General features: G+C 45.0%; 15 protein-coding genes. 10 read left to right on the plus strand and 5 right to left on the minus strand.

The features are described 5' to 3' along the window. Position 1: 1 nt before the first annotated feature. Positions 2–3,028, minus strand: a complete 3,027-nt coding sequence (locus tag L0659_RS03240) for a TonB-dependent receptor (protein ID WP_235124181.1) — start codon at positions 3,026–3,028, stop codon at positions 2–4. Positions 3,029–3,416: 388 nt separating this feature from the next. Here L0659_RS03240 and L0659_RS03245 point away from each other — a divergent pair, with 388 nt between their 5' ends. From L0659_RS03245 to L0659_RS03255, 3 genes are all read left to right on the plus strand, one after another. Beyond that, a complete protein-coding gene (locus L0659_RS03245) occupies positions 3,417–4,547 on the plus strand; it encodes a substrate-binding domain-containing protein (protein WP_409018652.1) in 1,131 nt (376 codons plus the stop codon). 67 nt (positions 4,548–4,614) lie between these two features. Continuing rightward, the gene (locus L0659_RS03250) at positions 4,615–4,821 is read left to right on the plus strand and encodes a hypothetical protein (RefSeq protein ID WP_235124182.1); all 207 of its coding nucleotides are present in this window, start codon (positions 4,615–4,617) and stop codon (positions 4,819–4,821) included. Beyond that, entirely contained in the window at positions 4,821–5,078 is a 258-nt protein-coding gene (locus L0659_RS03255) for a Txe/YoeB family addiction module toxin (protein WP_235124183.1), read from the plus strand. The genes L0659_RS03250 and L0659_RS03255 overlap by 1 nt, the downstream gene beginning before the upstream one ends. 89 nt (positions 5,079–5,167) lie before the next feature. On the opposite strand, the gene L0659_RS03260 is transcribed toward L0659_RS03255, so the two are convergent. Both L0659_RS03260 and L0659_RS03265 read right to left on the minus strand, forming a co-directional pair. Beyond that, positions 5,168–6,133: a sugar phosphate isomerase/epimerase gene (locus L0659_RS03260; protein ID WP_235124184.1), complete on the minus strand. Its 966-nt coding sequence runs from the start codon at positions 6,131–6,133 to the stop codon at positions 5,168–5,170. 137 nt (positions 6,134–6,270) lie between these two features. Then, entirely contained in the window at positions 6,271–7,734 is a 1,464-nt protein-coding gene (locus L0659_RS03265) for an alpha-L-fucosidase (RefSeq protein ID WP_235124185.1), read from the minus strand. Between the two features lie 210 nt (positions 7,735–7,944). Here L0659_RS03265 and L0659_RS03270 point away from each other — a divergent pair, with 210 nt between their 5' ends. After that, positions 7,945–8,232 carry a hypothetical protein gene (locus tag L0659_RS03270; RefSeq protein ID WP_235124186.1) on the plus strand — a complete coding sequence of 96 codons (288 nt, stop codon included), beginning with the start codon at positions 7,945–7,947 and terminating at the stop codon, positions 8,230–8,232. Continuing rightward, positions 8,226–8,510, plus strand: coding sequence for a type II toxin-antitoxin system RelE family toxin (locus L0659_RS26450; RefSeq protein ID WP_409018655.1), 285 nt, complete (start codon positions 8,226–8,228; stop codon positions 8,508–8,510). Before L0659_RS03270 ends, L0659_RS26450 begins: the two co-directional genes overlap by 7 nt. A gap of 15 nt (positions 8,511–8,525) precedes the next feature. Here L0659_RS26450 and L0659_RS03275 read toward each other — a convergent pair whose 3' ends face one another. Together L0659_RS03275 and L0659_RS03280 are read right to left on the minus strand one after the other, a co-directional pair. Beyond that, complete coding sequence (locus L0659_RS03275) at positions 8,526–9,560, minus strand: isoaspartyl peptidase/L-asparaginase family protein (protein WP_235124187.1); 1,035 nt, start codon at positions 9,558–9,560, stop codon at positions 8,526–8,528. 190 nt (positions 9,561–9,750) lie between these two features. Next, positions 9,751–10,464, minus strand: coding sequence for an SDR family oxidoreductase (locus tag L0659_RS03280; RefSeq protein WP_235124188.1), 714 nt, complete (start codon positions 10,462–10,464; stop codon positions 9,751–9,753). Between the two features lie 146 nt (positions 10,465–10,610). Here L0659_RS03280 and fabG point away from each other — a divergent pair, with 146 nt between their 5' ends. The 5 genes from fabG to L0659_RS03305 are packed head-to-tail and all read left to right on the plus strand — an operon-like array spanning position 10,611 to position 16,901. Next, positions 10,611–11,357, plus strand: a complete 747-nt coding sequence (gene fabG, locus L0659_RS03285; RefSeq protein ID WP_235124189.1) for a 3-oxoacyl-[acyl-carrier-protein] reductase — start codon at positions 10,611–10,613, stop codon at positions 11,355–11,357. 25 nt (positions 11,358–11,382) lie between these two features. Continuing rightward, positions 11,383–13,458, plus strand: coding sequence for a VWA domain-containing protein (locus L0659_RS03290; protein WP_235124190.1), 2,076 nt, complete (start codon positions 11,383–11,385; stop codon positions 13,456–13,458). Next, positions 13,445–14,425 (plus strand): DUF2279 domain-containing protein, encoded by a 981-nt coding sequence (locus L0659_RS03295; RefSeq protein ID WP_235124191.1) that lies wholly within the window; start codon positions 13,445–13,447, stop codon positions 14,423–14,425. Before L0659_RS03290 ends, L0659_RS03295 begins: the two co-directional genes overlap by 14 nt. Before the next feature lie 57 nt (positions 14,426–14,482). After that, on the plus strand, positions 14,483–15,466 hold the full coding sequence (locus L0659_RS03300) for a DUF2027 domain-containing protein (RefSeq protein ID WP_235124192.1): 984 nt from the start codon (positions 14,483–14,485) through the stop codon (positions 15,464–15,466). A 34-nt stretch (positions 15,467–15,500) separates the two neighbouring features. After that, positions 15,501–16,901 (plus strand): DUF4403 family protein, encoded by a 1,401-nt coding sequence (locus L0659_RS03305; protein WP_235124194.1) that lies wholly within the window; start codon positions 15,501–15,503, stop codon positions 16,899–16,901. Positions 16,902–16,989 lie beyond the last annotated feature (88 nt).

Raw genomic sequence — 16,989 nt, forward strand, 5'->3', positions numbered from 1 at the left:
TTTAGAATGTTACCTGAATTCCGCCCAGGAATGACCTGGATTGCGGATAAACGAAGTTGTCAACGCCAATGATCGTGTTGGAACCTGCGTATGTGTTCACCTCCGGGTCGTAACCGCTGTAATTGGTGATCGTAAACAGGTTATTGGCGCTTGCATAGAGCCGAATGCCCTGCACACCTTTGAACCGCGGTAATGTGTAACCCAGGGTCAGGTTTTTGCAGCGCAAATAAGAACCATCTTCAACCACGTAGTTCGAGATAGGAAGCCTTCCGCCCTGTGCAGCGCTTACATATTGATTGTTGGGGTTCGTAGGCGACCAGCGATCCACAACGCCTTTCAGCAGGTTCCGCTGACCCAGCGGGTTTTCAAACGACAAGCGGCTTGCATTGTAAATATCATTGCCCTGCGACCCGGAAATGAATACACCAAGATCAAAACCTTTATAGGCCAGATTGGTTGAAAAGCCATAAATGAATTTAGGATTTGGATCCCCAACGATCATTTGATCTGCTGCGGTGATCTGGTTGTCGCCGGTAACATCTTTCACCTTATGACCGCCCAGACGTCCGTCGTAACCAGGAAGAATGGCTTCGCCGGTTTGGTTTACCCCATCAAAAACATATGTCTTGAACATGCCCAGTGGCTGGCCCACGGAGAGAACCGTGTAAGTAGTCACGAAACGCTCTTTTGTAACGCCGCCGTCCAGATCCAGCACTTTATTCCGGTTGAATGTTGTGTTGGCTGAAACATCCCATTTCAATTTCCCGTCAAGGATCCGCGCATTCACTGCAAGTTCAAGACCCTTGTTTTCCAGAGAAGCATAATTGCCTGTGATAGAGCCGTAACCAGCGCTTAATGGGAGTGTTTTTACATAAAGCAGATCATCCGTTTTCTTGTGATAAACATCGGCGATAAAATTCACGCGATTATTTAGCAAACTAATGTCAATACCCAAATTAGCCTGGTTTGAACGTTCCCAGCGCAGATCCGGATTGGCAATTCCGGTAGGATTGATGCCGGTCACATAAGTATGGTTGATGAGATAATCGCTGCCTGTGGATGCGGCGGTTGAAAGTGATTGGTAGGGGTTTATGCCACCCGCATTTCCTGTAATTCCAAAACTTCCACGAAGTTTAAGGTCTGAAAGCCAGGTCAAATCTTTGACAAATGGTTCTTCAATCAATCGGTAGGCGGCTGAAATAGCAGGGAAAACGCCGTATTTATGGTTTGCCCCAAATTTGCTGGAACCGTCCACGCGGGCGGTCAGGTCGAGGAAGATTTTATCTTTGAAACCATAATTTACACGTGCCAGATAAGAATCAAGGCGCTGGCTGCTTCTGCTGCTATTGACCGTGCGGGTTAATGCGAGCTGCAATGCTTCATTTTGCGTGGCGTCATTTGGGAAACCGGATGCACTCAGATTGTTGGAGTTGGATTGTTCAAGCTGCGTCCCGAAGACCGCTGTTGCTTTGAATGTGTGGTTTTTTCCAAAATTCGTATTGTATGTCAAAATGCTTTCGTGCAAGAGCGCAAGGAAATTGCCATTGCCTTTTGAACCAGACCCTGAATTGTCGTTTAAATCACTTTTATTAACGATGGATCTGGGCGAATACGAGTTGAACAACTCACCGCGCTGATCAATGTTGAAGGACGCACGATAAGTAAGCCCTTTGACAAAATTGACTTCGGCATACAAGTTCGCCAACGTCCTTTTAATGTCTCTGTTCAAAACCATTGCTGCAAAATTCAGTGGGTTCACCACCTCCCGATACTGACCGCCGGCCTGCTCTCCAAACGGAAAAATGGAGCCGTCTTCACGATAAGGTTTCAGGGTAGGAGGTGCGCCAATGGCCGCTCCCAATACAGAAGATAGGACAGCGCCGCCATCGCCAATGTTCTCTCCGCCGGTCTGAATGCCATCATTAATGGAATAGCTTCCCACAATGCTCGTCCCGACTTTTACTTTTTTGCTTAACCTGTGATCCAGGTTCAAACGATACGAGTAACGTTTGAAAGACGAGCCAATGAATGTTCCCTGCTGGTCGAAATAGTTGAGGGACAATGCCAGTTGCGTTTTTTCATTTCCACCATTGATCGAAAGCTGGTGGTTCTGGATCGGTGCTTTACGGAAGATGTAGTTTTGCCAATTGACACCCTCGCCAAGAGACGCGGGATCAGGATAGTAATTGTTTTTGAAAACTTCATTTTCCAGCTGTGCAAACTCGGAAGCGTTGAGTACATCAAGCTGTTTGTTAACCTTTTGCGTGCCGTAGTAACTATCGAAAGTCACGGTTGTTTTGCCGCTTTTACCGCGTTTTGTTGTGATCAAAACAACACCATTAGCAGCCCTGGCACCGTAAATAGCCGATGCGGAAGCATCTTTCAGGACTTCAACAGATTCAATATCATTGGGGTTAATGGTAGAGAGTGGGCTCACATCCGTGATGCCGCCGCCATTGGAAATCTGGATCCCGTCGATCACGTAAAGTGGCTCGGATGATCCGTTAATAGAGTTTGTTCCCCTTATCCGGACGCTGATGTTGCCACCAGGAGCGCCTGAGTTCTGGTTTATCTGCATTCCTGAAACTCTCGCTTGCAAGCCTTGCGCAATGTTCGCAACAGGCGTTTGTACCAGATCTTCTGCCTTTACGGACGCAATGGAACCGGTTGTTTCTACACGTCGCTGCGTTCCGTAACCTACTACAACCACTTCCTCGAGCGCCTTTGTGTCGGTTTTTAAACCAATGTCAATGGTTGTGCGGTTATTAATGGCAACTTCTTCCTTTAAATACCCAACAAATGAAAAAACAAGCGTTGCGTTCGCCGCAGCTTCAATAGAATATGTGCCTTCTACGGTTGTTAATATTCCCTGCTGAGTTCCTTTGACCGTCACACTTGCTCCGGGAATCCCTTCCCCTTTTTCATCGGTAACCTTCCCCGTCACCGTGCCGGACTGCGCCTGCAATGTATGCGTTAAGCCCAAGTGCAGGACCATCAGCAAAATTGATTCAAGTATTCTTCTCTTCATATACAAGTTATTAGGATTAAAGGCAATGTGGCTTAAATAGGAATAATACAATTTTGATTTAAGAGAATGTATAGAAATGTTATTTCCAGTTATTCAAAAACTTCCGCATCCGGCGTTTTGTTTGATGGTTTTACATAAATATAGATGCGCCCGGAAGTGAAATCAAGCCATTCAGAACCCAATTAAATGTCAGAATTAAACAAAAAGTATCGGTAACGTTTGCGAACACGTTGCCGATATATGGTTTTATGGCTTTTTAATATAAGAATTTTATATTTTTGTATATCTGGCTGCAATGCACGCCTGGTCAAAGGATAAGAACCTTGATTATAGAAAAAGTACAAAGCGTATGATCAAATGTGTAAAGTGTGAGCAAGTAGATAGCATAATGAAGGCAGGTTATGTCAGGGGCAAGCAACGCTATCTCTGTAAGACCTGTAATTACTATTTTACGCTCTCTGAAAAGGACTTGTCTTCGCCTTCTGCCATTAAGCGCAAGCGGCATCAAACCACGATCATCGATATCGCCAAGTCGCTGGGAGTTTCCAATTCTACTGTTTCCCGGGCTTTACACGGGCATGCAGACATTAATCCGGAAACGCGCCAGGCGGTGCTGGATAAAGCATTACAGCTGGATTACCAGCCGAATCAGTTGGCCTATAACCTTGTAAAAAGCAAGACGAATACAATTGGAATGATCGTTCCGGAATTTCATAATCCATTTTTTCCTAATGTGATCATAGGCGCGCATGAAGTGCTGACCAGGGCGGGTTATAACCTTACCATCATGCAAAGCAATGAGTCGTATCAGGTTGAAATTTCCAATACAAAGGCCATGCTGGCAAACCGCATTGACGGTCTTTTAATATCGCTGACGCAGGAAACAAATAACTTTGATCATTTGAGCGTCTTTGAAAAACGGGGCATTCCGCTGGTGCTTTTCAACCGTGTTTGTGAGCAGATCAATGTGCCCAAAGTGGTTGTGAATGATTTTGAAGCCTCGTTTCTAGCTGTGGAACATTTGATTATGAATGGTTATGAAAGGATCGCGCACTTGGGAGGGCCTTTGAATTTGCTGGTCAGCCAAGAGCGGTTACGGGGTTATCGCGCTGCCATGGAAAAGCATGGCAAAACCATTGAAGACCATATGATCATTCAGGGCATGCTTACGCAGCAAAAAGCACGGATTTACGGACAATATTTACTGGATCTCGCCCACCGACCGGACGCTATTTTCGCAGTCAATGATTCCGCGGCCATCGAAATCATGCTGATGGCTAAGGAGAAAGGAATCAGCATTCCCGATGAACTGGGCGTCGTTGGTTTCAGTGATAATCCGGAGTCCGCCTACATTGGCCCTGGCCTCACAACCGTCCGCCAGCCCACGCACGAAATCGGCCGCACCACAGCGGATTGGATTTTGCAGCTCGTTGATGATGAGGATGTTATACTTCCAGGAAAGCGGGTATTGAAGACGGAATTGATAGTTCGAGGCTCCTCGCGGCGGTGTGGGATTTGAGAATTTTCTTTATATTTGAAACACATTACTCAATTCATGACACATACTAACTTTAAAATCTTCACTTATGCTACGATTAGCTTTGTCGACAGAAAGGGAAAAACGGACCATTCTTAACTTTTTGAGCCGGAAGGTTCGGAAGAAGAGGGCTGTCGAAATGGATACTACGGAATATCTTATGAGTAATCCTGTAAACAGAGAATACTTGCTTCAAGCTATTGACGACATCGAAAACGGTAGAAATATTATTTATCGTGAACTGATCGAGCCTTGATGCTCGCGTGGCGAGCCAAAGCTTGGGAAGAGTATCTTGAATGGCAACGGACCGACAAAGCTGTCGTTACGAAAATTAACGAGCTTATTAAAGAATGTTTAAGGCATCCCTTTGAAGGTAAAGGCAAGCCGGAATTACTCAAATCAAACTTTTCAGGTTATTGGTCAAGAAGAATCACCAATGAGCATCGTCTTGTTTATAAAGTAGAAAAAGATTTGATTACAATTACGCAGTGTCGTTATCATTATGAGAAATGATTTTTGCCGCAGCAACACGAAAAAAGTGCGAATCCAACGAAGCCGCACTTTATTAACTACAGAATATAATTATGATTGCCTTAAAGGGATCAGCTGAATACTTCCCTGAATAATTTTAAGCTTTTAGGAACGGCTGTGGCGGCGTCTTCTTTTCCTTCCATTTCCAATGAAATATAACCTTTGAAACTGGCCTTGCGCAAAATGCCGGCGATGCGCTTGTAATCCAGATCAAGGTCGTAATAGTGACCGCCTCCATAATAGGTTTTGGCCTGAACAATGGTTGCGTATGGTGCCAACCGCTCAAACTGCGGATATGGATCTCCGACAAAATTCCCCGTATCCACATTCATGCCCATAGCAGGCGACGACGCAAGTGGTTTGTATATTTCGAGCAGATAATCAATGTTGGAAGACAAGCCCCAGTGGTTTTCGATGGCCAGCACGACACCGGCTTTTTCAGCTGCTACGAGGCATTCACCCATAGCATCGATACACCATTTAATGGCGTCCTGATCCGTGTAACCTTCAATTGGCGGCTCTTTGCCATCTTTATAATAATTGGCATCCCGTTTTACAGTCCGCCAGCTTCCCGTGTTCATCCTGATCGCCGGAATTCCCATTTGAACGGCCATATCAATACATTTGATCGTATGCTCAATGTCTTTTTTACGGTCCTCGGCTTTGGGCTGGACAAAACTCTGGTGAATAGACAGCAGAGGAAGCGACAAGCCATTATCGAAAGCAAGCCTTTTCAGCTTGTTCATATAAGGAACCGTTTCATTATCCATCTGGCGATGCAGGATTTCAACGCCATCGAAACCCAGCTTTGCCGCGTCTCCAATTACTTTTTCAACAGGATATTTGTCTTTCCCGAAATGCCAGTAGGAATAAGTTGAAACGGCAATCGGGATTCTTCGTGCAGGCAATGCGGCGGGAGGTGTTTCGGCAGCATTTACACGCTTACCAGCCATAGCCGCGACGCCAGCCAATGCGGCAGTCTTCAACCAGGTCCGGCGGGATTCACCTTCATGGTTTTTGTTCGAATCGAATGACATTGTGTAGAGATTTAGGAATAAGTTATATAACTAAAATTTGAAAAACTTGTGACAAAGCAAGTTAAATGATTAACGTGCTTTGTCCAAACTGATCAGGGATTTTGTTATAAATCCGAATGAGGATATCCAGAAAAGTCCTATTCCGAATCTTTATAAAGGCCGAATTCACTGATCGCGATGCTAACAGGTGATTTCGTGATGCGAAGTCTTACTTTTTGTGTAGTGACAGGAGTTGCGAGTTTCACGATCCGTTTGGCGCCTATGCTCGTCCCTTTGTGAATTTCCTTCCAGGCATTGCCTTCCCAGCTATCGACTGCAAATTCTTCAATGCGCTGTCCAAGCTTGATAAATTCCTGTAAACTAATGATATCAAATGTAATCGGCTGGCTGAGGTCAATGACAACTTCGGGGGTTTTGAAATCATCATCTGTTGCCCAGTAAGTTTCGGATTTTCCGTCCAGAATGTTTTTGGCGCTATAAATGGAGTTGTAACCACGCACATTTACCGCTTTCGAGCCGGCTCTTGAAATCAGGTTTGTTGCAAATGTCTCTTTAACGTGATTACCGAACGATTTCAACGCAGCAACATCGTCCTCATGCAATTGTCCGCGCGTATCCGGCGCAAGGCCAAGATCCAGCGCAGCGCCGCGGCCCACACTTTTTAAGTATAGATCAAATAATTTTTCCGGTGTTTTGGGTTTCTCCGTAGGGTGATAAAACCATCCTTTACGCAATGGTACGTCACATTCTGCCGGAATCCAGAACTTTCCATTCCGTGTTCCGCCCGGGTTTTCCGTAGCGTTGGCCTGTCCTGGAACCGCAACATTCTGGCCTTCGGACGGCTTTGGCGTAAGTGTAGCCCACGAAGTTTCATTTACGCTTCCATCCTCATTTCCGGCCCAGCGAACGTCCCAGCCAATATCGCTGAAAATATTTGCAGTCGGTTGAAGCTTGCGGGTCAGGTTCGTCCAGGTGGAATCCCATTGATAATATGTCGTGTTGTCGATCGCCCGTTTTTCTTTTGCGCCGCCATAGTAACCGTCACCGCCATTGGCGCCATCGTGCCATGACATAAACAGCTCGCCATAATTGCTGTAAAGCTCGCGGAGCTGTTCCCTATAAATGGCAATGTATTCGGGCGTTCCGTATTTTGCATTGTTACGGTCCCACGGAGAGCAATAAACGCCAAATTTGAGGCCGTGTTTTCTGGCAGCGTCAGCAACCTCTTTTACCAGGTCACCTTTGCCGCCGCGGAAAGGGCTTTTTGTAATATTGTATTCAGTCGTTTTGGTAGGCCATAACGCAAAACCGTCGTGATGTTTGGCCACTAATACGATTCCCCTCAGACCTCCTGCTTTTGCAGCGAGGATGATCTGCTCCGCATTGAAATCGGATGGATTGAATGATTTGGGATCCGCATCACCGAAGCCCCATTCTTTATTTTCAAATGTAGTGGGCGTAAAATGGATAAGGCCGTAAACTTCGGTTTCATGCCACGCAACCTGCCTTGGGGCTGGCAATGCGCCGTATGGCTTCGGAGGGGTTTGCGCAAATGCATTAAATGCCGTTAACAGGAAAAGTGTGGCTAAGGGTTTGATCATTTTTGTATTAACATTAAAAAAGAAAACGTACGGTAAATTCCAAAAGTGAAGATCGGTTTTTTTGCAACAGATCACTAATTTTTGTTGAGTATGTGAATGAAAATTGCTTTTCATAGCCAAAGCTCGTCACGTGATACAAAGACATAACATAAATCTTAATTTTAATTTATATATTTGAAATACTATCAACGTTCATCTAAACTTTTTGGCATGTTAAATATAGTCGAATCTTATATGGAGCTTAAAAAGAACATGGGTGCTTTGATCAACAAATCGGGCTATAAAAATGCATTTCTGGCTGAACAGATCGGTATCCCTGCACCTACTTTTAGTGTCAAAAAGCAGCGTGGAAACTGGACGGAGAACGAGATGAAGCAGATTTTAAGCATTATACAAAATAAAAAGCTTGAAGATTACTTTTTCCTTGAACTCATGAGATCCGAAGCCGATGAGCCACGCCATCCTGTTGCGGATCTGAAGAAGGAAATGGGATGGTAGTTCAATATGTCAAAAGGTTTTCAAAAGATCTAAAAAGCACACCAAATGACATTCAAAAGAAGGTTTTTGATATTATAAGAGTATTAGAATCAGCACACAATCTTGAAAGCTCAGGTTTAGACTACAAGCGAATCGAAGGACAGAAAAGGGGCGAAAACTACTTTCGGATCCGGGTAGGAGATTGGCGGATCGGCATTGAATATATCCGTCCCGATATCACTTTGTTACGGATCCTTAGCCGTGGCGATATGTACAAATCGTTCCCGCCCAAATTCTGACTAATTCCAGCTTGTTCACGAGAAATAACTTTTTGCATTGATTACTACTCCTTTGCCACCTTTTTCTGTGACAGTATAATTAAACCCTTTTTGTACGGAGTAAGCGCCGACTTCGCCTTGCTTATTGATGGCCAGAAAGCCAACCTGGAAGGTTTTTGCACGTTCGGGGTTTGGTTTTACGATGCGTTCGATGGCTTTTTTACAGGCTTCCTCGGGCGAAAGGCCTGAACGCATGAACTCTACAACCAGGTGCGTGCCGCATACGCGGATCACCTCTTCGCCCTGCCCGGACGATGTTGCCGCACCTATTTCATTATCTACAAACAGCCCAGCACCGATAATAGGAGAGTCGCCAACCCTTCCGCGCATTTTGAAACCCATTCCGCTGGTTGTGCACATTCCCGACAAGTCACCATTGTTATCCAGTGCCAGCGTACCCATTGTGTCGTGGTTAAAGGAGCCGTCTTCAAGCCGGGCCGGTGCAAAAGGGCCGTGGCCTTTCTGGCCTTTCGACTGCTGGTGCTCAATGTTGATGACTGGCTTATATTCCGCTTTTTTCAACCATTCTTTATAAGATTTTTCTGCATCAGGTGAAAGCTTTGCTGGTTCCAGTTTGAAACCATTCGCCACGGCAAACTGCTGTGCGCCTACGCCGGCCAGGAACACGTGTGGCGTGGTTTCCATGAGTTTTCTGGCGACTGATATGGGATGTTTTATCCTTTCGAGAAACGCAACGGAGCCGCAATTTGCTTTTTCATCCATAATGCATGCGTCCAGTGTCACAAACCCATCCCGATCGGGATTTCCGCCTAAGCCTACGCAGCAGTTTACTTCATTCTCCATCGCAATGGCGGCTTGTTCCACGGCGTCTAATGCTCTCCCTCCTTTTTCCAGCACGGGCCAGGCGGCTGCATTGGAAATCTGACCGCTATCCCAGGTGGAAATGACGATCGGTTTTCTCACTACACTTTTTGCAAACAGTTTCTGAACACTCGTGAGCGGCAAGGCAAGTGCAGAAAGACGTAGAAACGAACGACGTGAAGGGGTCATCAGGATGTATTTTTAAAATTTTTTCAAATATACATTCCTATGCTTCATCCGGCAATGAAAGTAACATTATTTTGAAAAACTGCCGAATGTTGATATGTAATTTGCTGAATATGAAATCAGACCTACTTTATATAAAAACGCCCGGTAAGCGATGTGCTTCCGGGCGGGGGTTAGTTCGATAAGCTGAATGTTACTTTGGTGGCATAGAAGGCCTTACTTCTATTTTGCTAGGTAATGTTCTTGCTGGCATTTTAATCAGATCGGAAACGATTTGTCCGATGTCTTCAGGCTGGATTTTCCACGCATCTTTTTCGGAGGGTTTGTGATCACCGAATTCTGTTGCGACAGAGCCCGGCATGATCGTGGTCACTTTGACACCCGCGTCCCTAACGTCCATCATCATAGCTTGTGAAAAGCCAACCAATCCGAATTTGCTAGCGTTATATGCGCTTCCACCTGCGAAAAAGTTGGTGCCCGCGAGGCTGGCAATGTTGATGAAATATCCTTTCGACTCGCTTAGCGCTGCTAATGATGCTTTTGCACTGAAAAATACACCGGTCAGGTTAATGTCAATGGTTTCCTGCCATTGCTCCGCGGTAAGATCTTTTATAGGAGCGAAATGTCCCACGCCGGCATTTGCTATCAGATAGTTCAGCTGGCCCCATTTTGAAATAACGGTTTTGACCGCTTTCTGCTGGGATTCCAGACTCCGGACATCAGACTCGATGCCGATTGCAAATCCGTCACTTATCTTGTTCAATGAAGCGGCCGCTTTCTCTGCACTTTCTTTTGAACGGCTGGTGATCGCCACCCGGATGCCTTCTTTGATGAGCACTTCTGCGATGCCGTATCCTATTCCTTTTGAGCCGCCCGTTATCAGCGCTGTTTTGATTGATTCTGCCATTACTTTCAATTTAGATAAACAAAAATTAAATGTAGTGGGTTAACAGCGGCACATGCCAGAAGGTTTCTGTAGTTTCTTTTTTGGCAGTGCCTGTTAAAACCCTATTTTTGTCGACCAAAATCATTTTGACAGAATTATTCCCATTTATGAAATTAGTAGAAAATAAAGTCGCGTTGGTAACCGGAGCATCACGTGGTATCGGTCGTTCCATTGCTTTGCGCCTGGCCCAGGAAGGGGCTGATGTGGCATTTACCTATTTATCAAGTGTTGAAAAAGGTGAGGCGCTGGCGAAAGAACTGGAACAATTTGGAGTGAGAGCAAAAGGTTACCGTTCGGATGCGTCTAACTTTCAGGCTGCGGATCAATTGGTTACGGATGTCCTTGCTGACTTTGGCAAACTGGATGTGCTGATCAACAATGCGGGCGTGACGCGCGACGGATTGCTAATGCGCATGAGTGAGGAACAATGGGATTCTGTGATTACAATTAACCTGAAATCGGTTTTTAACCTTACGAAAGCAGCCACCAAAAGCATGATGCGCGCCAGAAGCGGCTCGATCATTAACATTACTTCCGTTGTTGGGATCAGCGGCAATGCCGGGCAGTCCAATTATGCTGCTTCTAAGGCTGGGATCATTGGTTTTACCAAATCCATCGCACTGGAACTGGGCTCACGCAACATTCGCTCCAATGCAGTTGCTCCCGGGTTTATAGAAACCGAAATGACGGATGCTGTGGACTCAAAAGCAGTAGAAGAATGGAAACAGTCGATCCCTATGAAAAGAGGAGGGCAGCCGGAGGAGGTTGCGGATGCCTGCGTTTTTCTAGCTTCTGACCTTTCGCGCTACATTACCGGCCAGGTTTTACAAGTGGACGGCGGTATGTTGACATAGCATGTTTTTTCGTTACATTTAACACATGCGGTCCGAACTCATTTTCCAAACCCCTTACTGGTTTATTGTCTTCTGTCTGGTGGCAGGCGCTGCTTATGCATTCCTGCTTTACCAACCAACGGCGCCCTGGGGTAAAAAATGGAATTATGTGCTCGCCGCGTTGAGGGGACTGGCTGTTGGAACAATCTGTTTTTTGTTGTTAGGACCTTTGGTGCGCAAAACAGAAACTTCTGTTGATAAAGCCAAAATTGTCTTCGCGATCGATAACTCGGAATCGTTAAAAGGACCAGGGCCAGCATTAATGAAGCAAATTTCCAGTGCGGCCGCTGATCTGGAATCGTCTGGCTTTGAGGTGAGTGTGCAGACTTTGGGAAAAGATTCACGTTCACCGGTTCCGGATTCGATCCGTTTTAATGCCAGGAAAACGGATCTTTCTGAAATGCTTCAAACGGTGAAAACCAATTTTGAAGGAAGGAACCTTACAGATGTTATTTTGCTTTCTGATGGCATTATAAATCAGGGAATATCACCTGCTTACAATCGTTTTCCGTTCAAAGTAAGCACATTGGCTGTGGGCGACACTGTTCCTGATCTGGATATCCGGATCAAAGATGTGGTCAGCAACCGGATCGCCTATCTTGGAAATGAATTTCCTATCCGTGCAGAAATTGCTGCTAATGGCCTGGCAGGAAAATCCACAACGATCACATTGAAGCAAAACGGGCGCGTCATTGCAAGCCAGCAGGTTATGGTAGACCGGCCGACTTTCTTCAAAGCATTTGATTTTAAAGCTTCGTCAAACCAGAAAGGTGTTCAGCATTACACATTGGAATTGGGCGGCATAGCAGGCGAGACTTCACCAAGAAATAACAAAAAAGACGTTTATATCGACATTATTGACGGCAGGCAAAAAATCCTTTTAATGGCACTGGCACCACATCCGGACATTAAGAGCATTCGCAGCCTGATCGAAGCCAACGATAATTACGAGCTGGACATTAAGATTTTATCCATTTCAAATACGCCCGTTGCCACTGCAAAACCGTATGACCTGATCATTTTGCATCAAATCCCCAATGTGCTGGGGCTTGGTAATGCGCAGGTTCGCAATTTTATTGAATCCAAAACACCGCTTTTCTTTATTCTGGGAAACCAGTCTGCGGTGCCGCTGGCCAATTCATTGAATCGTTCTCTGATCATTAATACAACCAATAACCAGATCGACAAGGTTACAGCGCGCTTTAATCCTGCTTTTCAGCAATTGAATTTTGATCCTGAACAGCTGAAATTGCTGGAACGGCTTCCGCCGTTATCCGTTCCTTTTGGCGATTACAATATTTCGTCGGGCACTGAAACGATACTATTCCAAAAAGTAGGAACTCTAAATACAAGCAAGCCGCTGTTGGTTTTAAACACAAACGGCGGGCAAAAAACGGCGGTGCTGGCGGGAGAGGGCATATGGCAATGGAGGCAGGAAGAGTTTGCACAGACCAATAAGCAGGAAGTTGTGGATAACCTGTTTCAGAAACTGATCCAGGTGCTTTCGGTGAGGGAGGATAAGCGTAAATTTCGCGTATACCCGGTTCGAAACGAATTTGAAGCGGGCGAACAGGTCGCGTTTCAAACTGAAATTTATAATGATATTTACGAACAGATTTACGGACAGGAAGTGAAGCTGGATATCACGAATGAAAAAGGCGTGACCAGACAGTTCACTTACACACATTCAAAAGAAAATCCTCGTTTTAATGTCAGCGGCTTGTCCGATGGCGTTTACCGTTTTGCGGCATCAACGTCATTGCGTTCCGGCCAGGAAAAAGTGACCGGGCAGTTTGTGATCAGTAATGCGGATCTTGAATTAAATAACACGACGGCTGATTTCGGCATGTTGCGCGAACTTGCCAACCGCTCCGGCGGAACATTCACTACACCCGCAACTTTTGCGGATTTTATCTCAAAACTCAAAGAAAACCGCCCTTCTGACCGGCTCGACAGTAGTGAAGAAATGGTCGAGATCATTTATATGAAGTGGTTGTTCTTCCTCCTGGTCCTGCTTCTCGGCGCAGAATGGGGCCTAAGAAAATACCATGGTGGATATTAAAAGGCGTTTTTTTCTAGTTTCCTTGCTGCTGATTCTGGCTGTTTTTCTCTCGGATCAGGGATTTGCCCAAACGGATTCTTTGCAAAGAAATGTTTTGCAAACAGATTCTTCACGAATTGATACATTAAAACCGGCATCAGCTAAATCAGATTCGTCAGAAGTCAGGCCGAACTATCGGATGCTGCGTGGAATTTTCGCGGCCCAATCGGCACTTTATTTAGGGACGATTTATGGTCTGAGTAAGTCGTGGTATAAGAACCCTTTAACCAAGTTTACTTTCAAAGACGACACCGGCGAGTGGCTCCAAATGGACAAAATGGGGCACGTTTACACATCCTATCAGATCGCGCGGCACACTGCTGAACTTTATAAGAAAACGGGCATTTCAAAGCGGCAAATGTTGGTCTATGGAGCTATTTCCGGCATAATTTTCCAAACACCGATTGAGATTTTAGACGGTTTTTCGCCGGATTATGGCTTCTCTCCGGGTGACATGGTTGGCAACATTGCAGGGTCGGTCATTTATCTTGGTCAGATCACGCTTTGGGATGAGGTGCGCATTCAACCGAAATTTTCTTTTCATTATACTTCACTTGCAAAAGTACGCCCGGAATTGTTGGGCAGCACCCGTTCCGAAAGCTGGCTGAAAGATTATAATGGTCAGACGTATTGGTTCTCCGGCAGTCCGGGAACATTCTTCAAAAACAGCGGTTGGCCTGCCTGGCTTTGTCTGTCAGTGGGTTACGGCATCCATGATATGGTTTCAGCTGAAAAAGAGAAGAGCATTGAGCGGGGTTACCATCCATACCGGCAATATTATTTGTCGCTGGATATTGATCTCACAAAAATCAAAACAAAAAGTAAGTTTGTGCGGACCATCGGTTTTTTTGCTAATTCGATCAAAATTCCCGCTCCGGCGTTGCAATTCAGCAAAAAAGGCATTGATTTTAAATCCTTTTACTTTTAGCAATTGTTGCTTAAAGTACATGGCCCGACTGGCCGTCATTAGTTCAACAGAAGAAATATGAATATTGGAGATAAAGTAAGACTTGTGCATGGACGGGAGGAAGGCGTGATATATTCCTTTTTGCCCGGAAATATTGTTGAGATAGAAATCGAGGATGGCTTTCGGATTCCTGTGCTTCGTAATGAGATCGTGACCATTTCACCTGTTGAGAGTCAGCGACTTGTTAAGGAGCCGGATTCTAAAAAGATCAAGTCGCAAAGTGATGTCATCGTACCCAGGAATGCGCCTTTCGCGGAGAAAGGAATCTATCTGGCTTTTGTTGCGGTAAACGACCGTGCTGTGACAATGCACCTTATTAATAATTCAGATTGGATTCTGCCTTTTACGGCTGCTGCTGTTAATGAGCAGGTTAATACAGGTTTGGCAGGAGGCGTGCTGCAACCCCGGACTGCGCAAAAGTTGTCGGAGTTGATCATGAAGGATTTTGAAGTGTGGCCGGTTTTTGAATTTAAGATACTCTATTACAGGGAAGGTAACCACGTTTTGCCGCAAGCTTTAACCCGGCGAATCAAATGCAGGGCGCAATCATTTTATAAAAATAAAGGAACAGCGCCTGTGTTGGGAAAGGATGCGTTTGTTTATCAGATCGATGAAGAGAATTTAAAAACTGAGATACAATCCAGCCCTGAAAATCTTTCCAATGAGTTGAAAACGAGTCTGATGGGCGGCGGTAAGGTAGAAACGCCCGTGCTCGAAAAGCCTGAGCAGGTTGTTGATCTGCACATTGAAAAGCTCACCAAGCATGTCGGTTCGCTTTCTAATGATTCTATTTTAAAAACACAGCTTGCTGCTTTTGAGAGTAATCTGGAATCTGCGATTGCGAATGGAATGGAAGAAATTACATTCATCCACGGTGCCGGAAGCGGTGTTCTTAGGACTGAATTACACAGGAGACTTGGTAAAAATCAGCATGTTAATTATTTTAAAGACGCTCAAAAAGAAAAATTCGGATACGGTGCGACCCTCGTCAAAATTAAATAACTGGCTCACTAATTGCCTGAATATATTGTTGGTAATGACATTTGCGCTAAGCATCTGGCAGTGCCGTTCTAAAAGCACCTCTCCGAAAGCGCCCATGGAAGAATACAAGTACTCTGTTAATGAAATCCAGAATGAAAAGCATCTCTCGGTGCTCAATGTTCCGGTCGAAATTCCGATTGCTGAAATTGAAAATCAGATCAATGCGAAGATAAAAGGGCTTATTTATGAGGATAACAGCTATGAAGATGACGACAATGACAATCTTAAAGCCAAAGTCTGGAAAATAAGTCCTATTAAAGTCGTGGCTATAGATTCCTCATTTTTGTTTGAAGTTCCGCTTAAAATATGGGTTAGCGCCGGATATAAAATAAGTCCGTTGGGCATTACCATGTCTGGTTATAAGGATACAGAGTTTTCCATACGCATTCGTTTGATCTCAAAATTGGGGATTTCGCCTAACTGGGCAATCAAATCAGAAACATATGTCGACAGCTACGATTGGATCAACGATCCGAATGTCAAAGTTGCGGGCATCAACATTCCGATTAAGAGCATGGCGAGCAGGCTTTTAAACAAGAACTTTGAAAAAATAACCCAAGCCATTGACGAACAGGTTGCCAGCAACATTGAGCTGAAAAAGAATGCAGAATTGGCCTGGAACATTGCCAGGCAGCCGGTTTTGCTCTCAAAAGAATTTGATACCTGGCTTGCCATTGTGCCAACAGGTGTGGTAATGACGCCTCTACTGGCTAAAAATGGCATTCTCCGTTCCGTCATAGGCATTAAAGGTTACACGCAAACGATCACGTCTGCCACGAAGCCAGCAATTCCGGCAGTTTTAAAGTTGCCTAATTTGCAGATCGTCAGCAAGGTTTCGGAGGATTTTAAAGTGGGTCTCATCAGTGTCGTTTCCTATACCGAAGCTGCGAGGTTGGCTACGGCAAAATTTGCCGGAGAAAAATTCTCTTTCCTGGCCGGGCAGTATAATGTAGAGGTCACGTCAATTGATATGTATGGTCAAAATGAAAAACTGGTCATCAAAGCGGGGCTGAAAGGAAGTATCAATGGTGACATTTATCTGAAAGGCGTGCCGCATTATGATCCCGTGACACAGCAATTGTCGCTGAAAGGTCTTGATTATGACCTCGATACCAAGAATTCTATTGTAAAAACAGCAGGTTGGCTTTTACAGGGTCAGTTTAGCAGGATGATGGAGAAGAAAATGGTGTTCCCGGTGGGCGGGCAGATCAGCGACGCGAAGAAAACCATTCAGAAGGCATTGTCCAATTTGAAAGTCACCGAAGGTGTCATTTTGAAAGGCAACTTAACGGATATTACACCTGACAAGGTTTATTTAACACCGGAACACCTTTACGCTGTTGTATTTGCAAACGGAAATGTTAATTTGAAGGTCAATGGATTAAAGGGAATTTGAGACAAAAATTCTCTAAAAATCCGCGTCATTATCATAATTTTTTACTTTTAATAGTATATTGACTGCTGATCGAAAGAAAGTATTTCTT

This window comes from Dyadobacter sp. CY347, from assembly GCF_021502655.1.
Classification (GTDB): domain Bacteria; phylum Bacteroidota; class Bacteroidia; order Cytophagales; family Spirosomataceae; genus Dyadobacter.

What these genes read in the sequence shown, in the direction of transcription:
- fabG (WP_235124189.1), top strand. Translation starts at nt 10,611, where the DNA reads ATGAAATTAGTAGAAAATAAAGTCGCGTTGGTAACCGGAGCATCACGT.
- L0659_RS03300 (WP_235124192.1), top strand. Translation starts at nt 14,483, where the DNA reads ATGAATATTGGAGATAAAGTAAGACTTGTGCATGGACGGGAGGAAGGC.
- L0659_RS03255 (WP_235124183.1), top strand. Translation starts at nt 4,821, where the DNA reads ATGCTCGCGTGGCGAGCCAAAGCTTGGGAAGAGTATCTTGAATGGCAA.
- L0659_RS03305 (WP_235124194.1), top strand. Translation starts at nt 15,501, where the DNA reads ATGACATTTGCGCTAAGCATCTGGCAGTGCCGTTCTAAAAGCACCTCT.
- L0659_RS03270 (WP_235124186.1), top strand. Translation starts at nt 7,945, where the DNA reads ATGTTAAATATAGTCGAATCTTATATGGAGCTTAAAAAGAACATGGGT.
- L0659_RS03280 (WP_235124188.1), bottom strand. Translation starts at nt 10,464, where the DNA reads ATGGCAGAATCAATCAAAACAGCGCTGATAACGGGCGGCTCAAAAGGA.
- L0659_RS03265 (WP_235124185.1), bottom strand. Translation starts at nt 7,734, where the DNA reads ATGATCAAACCCTTAGCCACACTTTTCCTGTTAACGGCATTTAATGCA.
- L0659_RS03275 (WP_235124187.1), bottom strand. Translation starts at nt 9,560, where the DNA reads ATGACCCCTTCACGTCGTTCGTTTCTACGTCTTTCTGCACTTGCCTTG.
- L0659_RS03240 (WP_235124181.1), bottom strand. Translation starts at nt 3,028, where the DNA reads ATGAAGAGAAGAATACTTGAATCAATTTTGCTGATGGTCCTGCACTTG.
- L0659_RS26450 (WP_409018655.1), top strand. Translation starts at nt 8,226, where the DNA reads ATGGTAGTTCAATATGTCAAAAGGTTTTCAAAAGATCTAAAAAGCACA.
- L0659_RS03295 (WP_235124191.1), top strand. Translation starts at nt 13,445, where the DNA reads ATGGTGGATATTAAAAGGCGTTTTTTTCTAGTTTCCTTGCTGCTGATT.
- L0659_RS03260 (WP_235124184.1), bottom strand. Translation starts at nt 6,133, where the DNA reads ATGTCATTCGATTCGAACAAAAACCATGAAGGTGAATCCCGCCGGACC.
- L0659_RS03245 (WP_409018652.1), top strand. Translation starts at nt 3,417, where the DNA reads ATGAAGGCAGGTTATGTCAGGGGCAAGCAACGCTATCTCTGTAAGACC.
- L0659_RS03250 (WP_235124182.1), top strand. Translation starts at nt 4,615, where the DNA reads ATGCTACGATTAGCTTTGTCGACAGAAAGGGAAAAACGGACCATTCTT.
- L0659_RS03290 (WP_235124190.1), top strand. Translation starts at nt 11,383, where the DNA reads ATGCGGTCCGAACTCATTTTCCAAACCCCTTACTGGTTTATTGTCTTC.